Genomic DNA, 11673 nt, shown 5'->3' on the forward strand with positions numbered 1-11673 from the left:
GTTTCAATGGTGTAAAAGGCTTTTTATTAGCAGATTCTGGTTTAGCCTTTTGCTGCTTTTTAGCAGGCATAGAAACTGGTTTAGCCTTTTCAATCTGCTTTTCTTTGTAAACTCCAGTTGTCAGCCCTTGCTTTTTGGCATTCTTACGATCTTCACTTGTTCCTTGCATAACCTTAAGCTCATGATTTTCTACTTGTGTGGCCTTTTTTATTTCAGATATTTTCTCATCCAATTTCCGGTCAACGGCCTTATTAACCTTACCGTTATGGACAGTGGCAATCACAATGTTATGCTCTTGCTTGAAAAATCCTTTGTCTTCGATTTTATCAATAATCATTTCAGCTACCATGGCTGCATCTTTCTTTTTCCAGCCATCAAGTTCCTCAATGATTTCCTTGCCTTCGGGATTGTATCCTGTTAATCGCAACACTTTTAGTTCATCACTTACTGCTAATTCGATACTTGGATTTACATCAATGGACATATACGCGTATACCTGCCCGCTTTGATATACCGGAAGGAATGCAGTCATAACCATCATTAATGCTGCAGTAAGCGCAATGGTTCTTGCTTTAAAACTATTTATGAATGAAAGATTGAATTTCTTTCTTTTATCTGTGGACATTTCTGGAAAAAAATGAATTTCTTCTCCTACCTGGTAGTCTTGTTGAAGCTTTCGGGTTTGTAAAAACTCACCTTCGGGGGTCAACAATGTTAGGTAAAGATCATTGATTTCAAGGATAACCCCTTTTCTCATGTCTCTAACACCCCTTTAATATAATCCTTTAAATAAATATAATCCCCAATTAAAATCAGTGCGATGGCAATGATATATTTTCTGTTTCTCTCTATAGTCTTTCGGCTGACATCAACCATGTCTTCTAAATGCTTGATTGGCAAGCGTTTTTTATCCAGAAGCAAATTCTTTAATTCCTCGTTTTCTACCATCGCTTGAGCAACGAGCATTGCATTTTTCCGTGCATCCGCATGCTTAGGCGATTGTTCGAGAAGGTCCTGAAAAGAAAGATCAAATTCCTTCAATATACTCTGAAATTGGATGATTTCCTCCCGCCTCAGTTCTTGTTCTGTTTTTTTCCTGAAGTCATCAAGAGAAAGCTCATCTTCAATTGTTGAACGTTGCTGCTCCTCCTCAGAGGGATCATTTGATATATTAAAACTTAAGCTCTGGTTTCTGCTCTGCTGGCGGATATAATCAATCACTCTCCGCTTGATCATTACTTCGGCAAAGCTTAATAATGAATTACCTTTTTCAGATGAATATTTTTGGATTGCCTCATTAAAGGCGATGAGACCAATGCTAAATTCATCGTCAGATTCATGTATGTATCTCTTGCAAACAGCTGAAACGGTCTTTGCAATAAAAGGCTTATAAGAATCAATCAATTCATCCCTTAAAGCTGCATCCCCCTGATGGATTTTTTCCACTGTCTCTTCCAATGGTCTGCGCCGTTTCTTTGCCATGAACAATAAACTTAGCAATAGCCTCACCTCTTTTCTCACCACATTATATCATATCATGTCAATTCTCTATTGTGGTTAGGCAGTGAAAAGATAGCCTGAAATGGCTATCTTTTCGAGTCTATTGTTCAATTGGTTTTAGTGTTTTCCATTACCTTTGCTTTCGCCATTTTGATGAGCTTTGCCCTTACCTTCATGACCTTTTTGCTGCTTATGTTCTTCCTTTTTATGAGAACGTTCTTGCTTTGCTTGATGTTTTTCTTCTTGCTTTACAGCTTTGCGTTCTTGATGAATAGCCTTGCGCTCTTGCTTCTCAGCAGCTTTTTCAGCTTTTTTCTGTTGTTTTGCCTGATCCTTTACAGATTTTGCTGGAGCAACAACAGGAGCAACTACAGTATCATCATCGGCTGGCATAGTTTCTTCAGCAGGTTCTTCGGCTGGTGCTTCTGTCTGCTCTTCAACTTGAACTTGATCGGCTGGCTCAAGATCAGTAACAACTGGTTCAACTACAACTGGTTCAGTTGTTTCCTTTTCTTCTTCAGGCTTTTCTGCTTCAGGCTTTTCTGCATATTTTTCTTCTAATTTAGCAAGCTTCTTAGCCATTTTCGCGTAAGTTTTGTCGATATTCTTTTGTAGTGCAGCTTTTGCCTTGTCATTACCAACATGCTCCATTGCTGCTTTTAAAGCGATAATATTTTGCTTTAGGATGCCTTCAATTTCTTCATATGGATTTTCAACTGTGACGTCTTCTGCTTCTTCTTCCGTTTCTGCATCTGCATCATCGCTTGGATCTTCAGCAACTACGTCGTCTGCAGGTGCTTCTTCTTTATTTTCATCTTCTACATCTGCTTCAGAATCAGTATCAGTTTCAGAATCAGTCACTTCATCTGAACCTGTTCCTTCTTCTATTTTTGTATCATCTTCTTTTTCAGTTTCATCGTTTGAATTTTCTTCATCAACGATGACCTGTGAATTTTCCATGTATTCAACAGCATTCTCGATTACCTCAAGTGCTTCGTCTTCTTTTCCCGCTGCAAACAGTTCGCTAGCTTCAGCTAAGCGTTCTGCTGCGTATGTAGCAAGCAATTCTGCTTCTTCCGCCTTATCAAAAGTGAAAGCAAGTCTGATTTTTTCCAATGCTATTTTTGCAAAATAGAAGAAATCTCCTGGAATTAAAGATGGGTTCGTTTCTGCAAGGTCATCAACTTGAGTTTTTGCATCTTCAATATCCTCTGGGCTAACAGTTTGTAAATCTACTGTTTCGTACCCAGATGTATTTTCTTCTGCCATAGCAATCGGTGCAAATGTAAACGTACCGGCAAGCACTAGTGCCAATGTACTTTTTGCAATTTTCTTCATCTCTTGGTTGGAAAGTTTCTTCATTCTCTGTTCACCTCATAATTTTTTTGGAGCGGCCGCTTTAATTCACTAAATGGTTACGTTTGCACTGGGGGTGTTTATGGGGGTTTTTGAAAAAAAAAAGAAAAACTTCAGTCAATTTGTGACTGAAGTCTTTCTTTTTCGGTGATAAATGTGGGATTTACGACTGCTTTCGCATTCAAAAACTTTATGAGTCATGCTGCACTTGGAGTTTTTCGGGTGGAAAAAATATACCCTCCTAAAGCAATCGAAATCAATACAATCCAGAATAGTAACTTCCAGATAAACGATTCAGGAAAATGGCGATCAATTACCCCGATTTCTGGATGGGCAAGAGTGAAGACTGCTAGTTTTACTCCAACCCAGCCGACAATTAAAAAGGCAGCTGTTTCAAGCGTTGGCCGTTCTTTTAATAGCTTAACAAACCAGTTTGCCGCAAATCTCATTATAACAAGTCCAATTATGCCTCCCAGGAACATGACCATAAATTGTCCACCATCAATGCCGCCCATCCTAAACCAGCCACTAGGTGTCAGCGTAACAGCAAGAGCAACAGCCGCAAGCATCGAATCGATCGCAAAGGCGATGTCTGCAAGCTCGACTTTTAGCACCGTCATCCAAAAAGAGGAACGGGAAGTCTTGATCGGTTTTTCTTTCTCATTTTTGCCTGTATAATTCCTGATTAAATGGTTGCCGGAAATGAATAGAAGGTATAGCGCGCCAAGTGCCTGCACCTGCCATACATCGGCCAGCAAGGAAATCATAAACAATGTCGCAAATCGAAATATAAATGCCCCAAATAATCCATAAAACAAAGCTTTCTTTTGCTGATCGGTCGGGAGGTGTTTTACCATTACCGCCATGACAACGGCATTATCTGCGGCGAGAATTCCCTCCAGCCCAACAAGAACGATCAATACCCAACCGTATTCAAGCAGCATCGCTAAATCCATTTTTGTCACCCTCCGGTTCTTATTATTTACAATACTCCCGCTGATAAAGGCACAATTTTTGGATTAAATCACAAAAAGACCTCTGCCAGGCGGCAAAGGTCTTGCTAAGCATATGTACATGCCAACAAAGCCGATGGGATGTTCCCATGAAATGACGACTTTGTTTTAGGTTTCCCTAACAGCTACTCCCCTTTGGAAGATACTTTTCAATTTCGAATAAATCGTTTTTTGCACGAAATTAGTCATTCGTTTAATACGACTTTCTAATATTATATGCGGCTACCTAAAAACATGATACCAAGATTAGCTGGCATAGAATTTCATTAATACTTTTCTGATTAAAAATCCAGAAATCACTCCTGGAATCACAAAGAGCATTGGCAGAAAAACCGGTCCTGGAAATACGCCCAAAATTTTTACCTTTGGAGAAACCATTAGTCCTACGGTAACAAAGTAGGCTGAGAAAACGAAAGGCAAAAAAGTCAGCTTCTCATCTTCAGGCATTACACTGCGGTATGCATCCCACATTGCAAACATATATAAACAGGGGTAGAACATCAGCCATTGAACATCGATTACCTGTAGGGCCTTTTCCGTCTCACCCAGAAAGCTGAGCATAATTCCTTTATTGAAATGACTATATACATTAACCAGGAATTCAAGCACGACAAATAATAATCCCTTAATTAAGTTGCCGGTAAGGAGTTGTGCGAATCCTGGGAGTGCTATGCTCCACATCACCGCTTCTAGTTTGGTTAATTTCTTTTTATTGGCCACTCTAGATTCATCCTTTAATCGTTTTATTAAGCTCTTTTCGCATCTTTATTTTTTTGCATATATTCCTCCCTGATGGAATCCAAGGTATGAACGAACTACTGAACCATCATATGCTCAGCTGTAAAACAGCAATTTGCAAATCCAGCTTGTTTCATAAAGTTCAGCACACACTCCTAATGGTTTTAGAGTGTCCAAATAAGGTCATCAATTATCATTTTTCCAATAAATTGTTAAATATATTTACCTAATACATAAAAAAGCCATTCCTTTATCAAAAGGAACGGCAGTAAAATTATTTACTTTTAATTAGGGCTAAATAGTCCCTGGCAAATGATAGCCAATTTCTATTTTCTCCGAAATAGTTTTTGAATAAGTTAAGAAATAGAGGATATTTTCCTTTGTATGGGTACCATTGTATTTCAGAATTCATTAAGCCGAGATCCTCCATGATCGCTTTTTCATGGCAAAATATCCGCAGGCCTCCCTCAGCATGATACCTGCCAATGCCGCTTTCCTTTGTTCCGCCAAATGGCAAGCCATGGTTAGCAACAGTTATGATGACATCATTGATAACGACAGCTCCGGAAACCAGCTTGGATGCCACTCTTCTCGCCTTTTCTTTATCTTTGGTCCAGACACTTGCATTTAAACCAAAAACCGTTCCATTGGCTAGAATAACAGCCTCCTCTTCAGTGTCGAAGGGAACGACAGGCAGTAATGGACCGAACGTTTCTTCCTGGATAATTTTCATATCTTGCTCAACTTGTGTTACGACAGTCAAGGGAATGAACATCCCTTCCTGCCAATTTTCTGGCTCTAGGCCAGTTTCAAGCTTTGCTCCTCTTGCCAATGCTTCTTCAAGCTGTCCCTTCACAATATCCTTCTGCGCCGGGAAAGTCATGGAACCTACATCTGCATTTTCATCCGTTCCCTGCGTCAAAGTCCTGACCTCTGATTTTAGCAACTCAAGAAATTCTTCTAAAATAGATCGTTCCACATAGAGGCGCTCTGCACTCATGCAGACCTGCCCACTGTTTGTAAAAGCTCCCCATGCAGCAGCCTTTGCGGCTCTTTCAAGATTAGCATCCTTGAATACAATCATCGGATCCTTTCCGCCAAGCTCCAGTGTGGTCGGGATTAAATCCCTTGCTGCCTGCTGCTGAATGATTTTTCCAGTACGGACGGAACCAGTGAAAAATATATAATCTGGTTTCCCCTCGGTAAAAGCTGCACCTACTTCTTTACCGCCATGCGCAACCTGAACAGTTCCTTCAGGAAACCCTGAGCGATTAAATAGATCTTCAATGCACTTCCCTACGAGTGGAGTGACCTCTGACGGCTTTAAAATCACTGTATTGCCTCCGGCCAAAGCGCTTACCATTGGTACCATTGCCAGTTGGAGCGGATAATTCCATGGTGAAATCACCAGCACGATCCCTCTTGGCATGTACTCAATGTACGATTTTTTGCCAATCAATAAGAAAGGCGTTTTCGCTTTTTGGCGGCTAAGCACCTTTTCAGCATGCCTGATAATATGGTCGATCGCATCAAGTGTTGGCATTATATCCGCAACGATGGCCTCTGTCAGCACCTTCCCGGTATCATCGGAAATAGTCCTGGCAATCTGGTCCATCTCATCAACCATCAGTTGTTTCAGCTTTCTAAAATAATTTAATCGTTCAGGAATCGAAATGCTGCTCCACGCCGCAAAAGCATTTCTGCCACGCTGATAAAAGAGCGGGACCTCATGAATCGGAGTCTCCGCAATCTCAGCAATAATCTGTCCTGTCGCAGGTGCAATGACGGTTAATTTTTGTACTTGTTCAACTGAATGCACGTTCATTCACCTGCCTACATAATTTTTATCTGGTAACTAGGTTCGTGCTTATTTCGCTTGTAAAATGATGTCATTGCCGATATACCATCCTTAAAATCCGGGCATTTAATCCCCGATTCCTTTAAATCTTTCTGGGCTTGCGTTGAGTCAAAATACCCTCTCCATGTAAAATAATCGAGTGCTTCTTTTTCTACTCCGAGGTATTTTCTAAAAACGCGCAAATTCAGACCAGCCTTTGCCAATCCTATCGGAATCGCACCTTTGGGCGTTTTTCGCATCAATTCAGCCATCATCATTTCATATAACTCCGAGACTTTATAAGGCTTTGGGTCAGTAAGATGATAGGTCTTGCCTGCACCTTTTTCTGCAAAGGTTAAATAGGCTGTTGCCTCAATAATATAATCGACCGGAACAAGATTTACAACAGTATCGCCTTTTCCAAGCCGCGGCAGGAAAGGCATGAAGCTTAAGCGGTCGATAAAATTCATGATAAAATAAGGACCATCAAACTTGATTGTTTCCCCCGTCCTTGAATGACCTTTTACAATGCCCGGCCGAATGATTGTGACTGGTACTTCTGCTTTTAGGGCATCAACCAATAGTTCAGCTTCATATTTTGTTTCCTCATAAAAATTCTTAAATTCATCCGGCTTAATTAATTCATTTTCATATAAAACTCCTTCCCTTTTGCCAGCTACATATGCAGTGCTGAAGTACGTGTAGCGCTTAATATTCCGCAGGTTTTTTACCCATTCATTAACATTTCGTGTGCCTTCTACATTCACCAAAAACGCGAGATCCTTCGGCACTGCCAGATCGTAAATTGCAGCAAGATGGAAAACATGGGTCACCGACTCTTGTAAATAGGCATTTTTTTGCGGTTCGATCTCCAATCCATTCTTCGTAATGTCTCCCGTAATAATTTCAAAACGGTCTTCAGCTAATGAGAAATCACTTAATATTGACTTCTTTTCGTTCTCCGCTTTCTCACTCATGGATGGCAGGACAAGTACATATACCTTTCCGTTCCCATTGTTTTTCCGAAGCACCTCTCTTATTAGTTGATTGCTGATGAATCCTGGAAAACCTGTAAAAAAATATCCGTACTCCATATATGTCCTCCTTAATGTAATTAGCTTTATTTTATCTGTAAGCGTTTGTATTTGGCAAAATTTTTTGCTGATTATTCTGACTTTTTTATTTTTTGTTTGGGAAGAGTTTAATTAACCATTTGTCTCTGTTAACCTTAACTGTTGATTTCCGCTCCATGCACTCGCTTTCCGCGGGGCGTCAGGTGAGCCTCTTCGTCGCTTTGCTCCTACGGGGTCTCAGGATTGATTTAATACTCCTTGTTGGCATTAATGACAACAATCTAAAAATCATCAAAGAAATAAACTGCCCAAAATAAAAATAGGTGCGTGCTAACCATGCAACGCAGCATAGTTAACAAGCACCTATTGACTATAATTATCTTCGTCTTCTTAAATCCTTGTTAGCTGCTGAATCTCCATTCTCTTTTACCAGCTGAAGAAGTTCTTCGAGCATTCCAGCCATTTCTTCCTTTGAATATTTCCCTTCCTGGATAAGGGTAGTTTTTTCTTTAATATTTCTTTCGTATTCTGTGCCAGTGTGCTCCTTCAGCAAGTATGCAGGCACCAGATGTCCATCTGGTGTCGCATACATTTTGTTCATCCTTCTTGTATCTTTATCAAAAAAGCTATACATGACGGGGATAACAAAGAGCGTCAGAAATGTACTGCTGATCAGCCCGCCAATCACGGTAATCCCCATTGGCTGGTTGATCTCTGCACCCTCTCCAATACCTAGCGCAAGTGGAACTAGTCCCAATATTGTCGTTAAGGCAGTCATTAGGATTGGTCTTACCCGGTCTTTAACAGACAGAACAATCGCTTCATGTGGATTCAACCCTCGTTCTTTCTTCTGGTTGATATATTCGACAATTACGATTGCGTTATTTACGACGATACCTGCCAAAACGATTATACCGATGATCACGGTCAAACTGATCGGAGTCTGTGTCGCAGTCAATGCTATTGCAACACCTATGACCATTAAAGGTACAGTGAACATGATAACAAACGGATATTTCAAGGATTCAAATTGAGCAGCCATCACGAGATAAACTAGGATGATTGCAAGGACGAACGCTAGCACTAAATCATCAATCGATGATTCAAGAAGCTCCCTGTCCCCGCTGAATACAACTTCTGTTTCATCAGGCAAATCAAGCTCATCAATTTTCTTGTCTACTTCTTTTGAGATAGCTCCTAGGTTAGTTGAAGATTTATATTTCATCGTAAATTCAACGGCATCCTGCTGGTTGATCCTTTGGATTTTAACAGGTCCGCTGCCAGTTTTGATATTGGTCACCTGTCCTAAAGCAACATAGCTCCCATCCGGCTTCTTGATCAGCAATTGTTTTAGCTTATCAAGATTTTGCGTAACAGCATGATCATACTCAACAAATACCCCGAGGATTTCCCCGTCATTACCTGTCATTTGCGTTGCCAAGCTACCTCTGGTCACATCATTCACGACCATCGCAATCTGTGCTGGAGCAAGCCCCTGAGCAAGAGCCTTTTCCCTGTCGACTGTTACCTGAATCTCATCCACTTTTTCATTTTGGCTCGTAGATAGTTCATTGACATCTTCAAGATCTTTGAGTGAATCGTATATTTTTGTCACTGTTTCATTCAGTCGCTTTTCACTCGTATCCCGGACGCTGAATGTGAGTGTGTTCGGCGCTGAACCAGATGTGGATTGTAAATTAAAACTGAGATCAGCAGTGCTGTTAGCTTTTTTTGCAGCTTGTTCCAGTTCTTTCTTTTTATCATCGACAAACTTGAATGTACTAATTTTTCGCTGTTCAAGGTCAGCCATCTTCACATATAACTCTCCGACATTTGTATTCGTCGTGCCTCTAAAGGAAGCTTCTTGTGTAGTACCGACCAAGCTGACATAAACGTCAACATTTTCTTCACCCTTTAATTCATCCTCAAGTGAAGCGAGTACTTTTTCCGTTTCCGACAAAGCAGCACCATTTTCTAATTTTACCCTTATACTGAAGAATCCTTCGTCTGTTGCAGGAATGAATTGTGTCCCGACAGTAGTCAGTCCATACCCTCCTCCAGCAAGCATCAGCAGGGTAATCAAAATGACAAGGAATCTGTGGCGGAGAGCCCACCTTACGGACTTTTCCAAACTCTTCATCGAACTTGAACGCTGCCTTCTTGCCTCGAGGTTCTTTTTAGGAGCCTTTAAAAGCCGGCTTGCAAGCATTGGCACAACAGTCAACGCCACAATCAATGATGCTAGCAGACTGAATGAAATCGTAAGCGCAAATTCAGTAAAAAGCTCACCGATAATTCCTGAAATGAAAACAACAGGTAAAAATACCGCTACCGTCGTAAGGGTAGACGCCGTAATGGCTCCTCCAACTTCCTGCGCTCCATCACGGGCAGCAGTTTTTGGATCCTTACCCATCGAAAGGTGACGATAAATATTTTCAATCACGACAATCGCATTATCGACCAGCATGCCGATTCCAAGCGCAAGACCGCCAAGTGTCATGATATTCAAGGTAAAATCCGCAAAGAACATTAATACGAATGTGAAAATAACAGAATAAGGAATCGCAATTCCGATGATCAATGGGCTCTTCACATTCCTCAGGAAAAAGAACAGCACAGCCATCGCCAGCAGCCCACCGACAATAAGGGAGTTAGAGATATTCCCAATGGCCATTTTAATATAGTCACCTTGATCAAAAAGGACCTCCGATTTAATTCCTTCATATTTGTCTCGCTCAAGCAGGGTGTCCAGCTCATCGAGGAAAGCCTTTGAAACCTCAGCTGTATTGGCGTCAGATTGCTGGAGTACACTTAACAGGACTGATGGTGACTGGTTCGTTCGCGTAATTGTACGGTCATCCTGTTTTTGTAATTCGACTTTGCCGACATCCTGGAGCTTCACCTTTTGCTTTGTCACTGGATTTGAAAAAACAGTCAGGTTCTTTAGAGTGTCTACAGAATCCAGCGTACTGATGACCCTGGTCGTCAGCTCTTTTCCATTCGTTAAAATGGTATCGCCTGGCATCGAGACGTCATTCGCCCTGATCAAGTCAACAATATCGGACTGGCTTATATTAAATTTCTTTAATTTTTGCTGATCTAATTCAACCCTTACTTCCTGGACAGAGGTCCCCGAAAGATTGACACTCGCCACTCCCTCCACCTTGGTCAACTCAAGCTCTAGCTCTTCAGCCAAATCCCTTAATGATTGTTCATCCTGGTCCGAACTTAAGGACAATTGGATTATTGGAAACTGCGAAGGGTCGAATTTGAGGAACCGCGGCTTTTCAGCATCATCAGGAAGCTGTGCCATATCCAGCCTCTGAATGACCTCGTCCTGGATATCATCAATATTGGTTGTCCACGAAAATTGCATCAGGGTCAGGTTAGCACCTTCCTGGGAGGTGGAAGTCATCGTCTTAATCCCTGGCAAAGTAGCCAAGTTGGCTTCCAATGGCTTAGTTACCTTTTCAACTACTTCCTCAGGACTGGCTCCCTGATAATTCGTTACCACCACACCTACTGGCGGATTTATATCCGGGATCAGCTTCAATGGAATCCTCATCATTGAAACGATACCGAGTATCAGGACCAAAAACATGGTCACAATCGTAAAAACAGGTCTTCTGATCGAAAAATTGCTGATTTTCATATATTAACTCCTTTCGGCTGTAAAAACATGCTGTCTGACCGGACGGTATCAAATTAATTCCACCCTAAATATGGTGAGGCCTTTGCGATATTACAAATGTCATCTATGTAGTAAGATTAGTAACATTTTTAACAATAGAATGCACGAAAGAAACCGTACAATTCATTTTAAATCAATTGATGTTTTAATGAAACTTTGAGACATTCAATTTACAAACTTCGCCGATCCGCTGAATAAGTCATACTGAGTGAAAATAGTGCTTTAATCGTCTCCCTCGCATAAGTTCTCATTTTTTTCTTCGCGTGCTGGGAAACCGGTTAGTGACTTTCAGCTTCCACAAGTTTCTTTCCCCTCGTTTGGCCCTTAAATTTTTCATGACCTTAAAACCTGTATTCTTCCTTTTTACCTGCGGATTCTCCCTTTCATCCTAACACTCGAAAATTGCACAAAAAAAACGGCAGCCTAAGCCACCGCTTTCCTTTCTATCCTAGAAACCGTCATGCC

At 41.1% G+C, this 11673-nt stretch carries 8 protein-coding genes; all 8 read right to left on the minus strand.

Annotated elements, in window-relative coordinates; genetic code table 11:
- On the minus strand, window positions 1-757 hold a 757-nt coding region (locus WB217_RS12945; RefSeq protein WP_423993630.1), incomplete at its 3' end, for an anti-sigma factor domain-containing protein.
- The gene (gene sigI / locus WB217_RS12950) at window positions 754-1500 is read right to left on the minus strand and encodes an RNA polymerase sigma factor SigI (RefSeq protein WP_423993631.1); all 747 of its coding nucleotides are present in this window, start codon (window positions 1498-1500) and stop codon (window positions 754-756) included. The genes sigI and WB217_RS12945, both read right to left, overlap by 4 nt.
- 117 nt (window positions 1501-1617) lie before the next feature.
- On the minus strand, window positions 1618-2862 hold the full coding sequence (locus tag WB217_RS12955; protein WP_423993632.1) for a DUF5667 domain-containing protein: 1245 nt from the start codon (window positions 2860-2862) through the stop codon (window positions 1618-1620).
- Window positions 2863-3053: 191 nt separating this feature from the next.
- Entirely contained in the window at window positions 3054-3812 is a 759-nt protein-coding gene (locus tag WB217_RS12960) for a TerC family protein (protein WP_423993633.1), read from the minus strand.
- A gap of 303 nt (window positions 3813-4115) precedes the next feature.
- Window positions 4116-4550: a hypothetical protein gene (locus WB217_RS12965; protein WP_423993637.1), complete on the minus strand. Its 435-nt coding sequence runs from the start codon at window positions 4548-4550 to the stop codon at window positions 4116-4118.
- A 331-nt stretch (window positions 4551-4881) separates the two neighbouring features.
- Window positions 4882-6432, minus strand: a complete 1551-nt coding sequence (locus WB217_RS12970; protein ID WP_423993634.1) for an aldehyde dehydrogenase family protein — start codon at window positions 6430-6432, stop codon at window positions 4882-4884.
- Window positions 6433-6440: 8 nt separating this feature from the next.
- Window positions 6441-7538, minus strand: a complete 1098-nt coding sequence (locus tag WB217_RS12975; RefSeq protein WP_423993635.1) for an SDR family oxidoreductase — start codon at window positions 7536-7538, stop codon at window positions 6441-6443.
- 355 nt (window positions 7539-7893) lie between these two features.
- On the minus strand, window positions 7894-11169 hold the full coding sequence (locus WB217_RS12980) for an efflux RND transporter permease subunit (protein WP_423993636.1): 3276 nt from the start codon (window positions 11167-11169) through the stop codon (window positions 7894-7896).
- Between the last annotated feature and the right edge of the window lie 504 nt (window positions 11170-11673).

The organism is Mesobacillus sp., assembly GCF_049588175.1.
In the GTDB taxonomy this organism is placed as follows: Bacteria; Bacillota; Bacilli; order Bacillales; family Cytobacillaceae; genus Mesobacillus.

Excerpts from the sequence above, each read along its gene's own strand:
- WB217_RS12980 (WP_423993636.1), bottom strand. The coding sequence starts at position 11,169 with ATGAAAATCAGCAATTTTTCGATCAGAAGACCTGTTTTTACGATTGTG.
- WB217_RS12965 (WP_423993637.1), bottom strand. The coding sequence starts at position 4,550 with ATGTGGAGCATAGCACTCCCAGGATTCGCACAACTCCTTACCGGCAAC.
- WB217_RS12970 (WP_423993634.1), bottom strand. The coding sequence starts at position 6,432 with ATGAACGTGCATTCAGTTGAACAAGTACAAAAATTAACCGTCATTGCA.
- WB217_RS12955 (WP_423993632.1), bottom strand. The coding sequence starts at position 2,862 with ATGAAGAAACTTTCCAACCAAGAGATGAAGAAAATTGCAAAAAGTACA.
- WB217_RS12960 (WP_423993633.1), bottom strand. The coding sequence starts at position 3,812 with ATGGATTTAGCGATGCTGCTTGAATACGGTTGGGTATTGATCGTTCTT.
- WB217_RS12975 (WP_423993635.1), bottom strand. The coding sequence starts at position 7,538 with ATGGAGTACGGATATTTTTTTACAGGTTTTCCAGGATTCATCAGCAAT.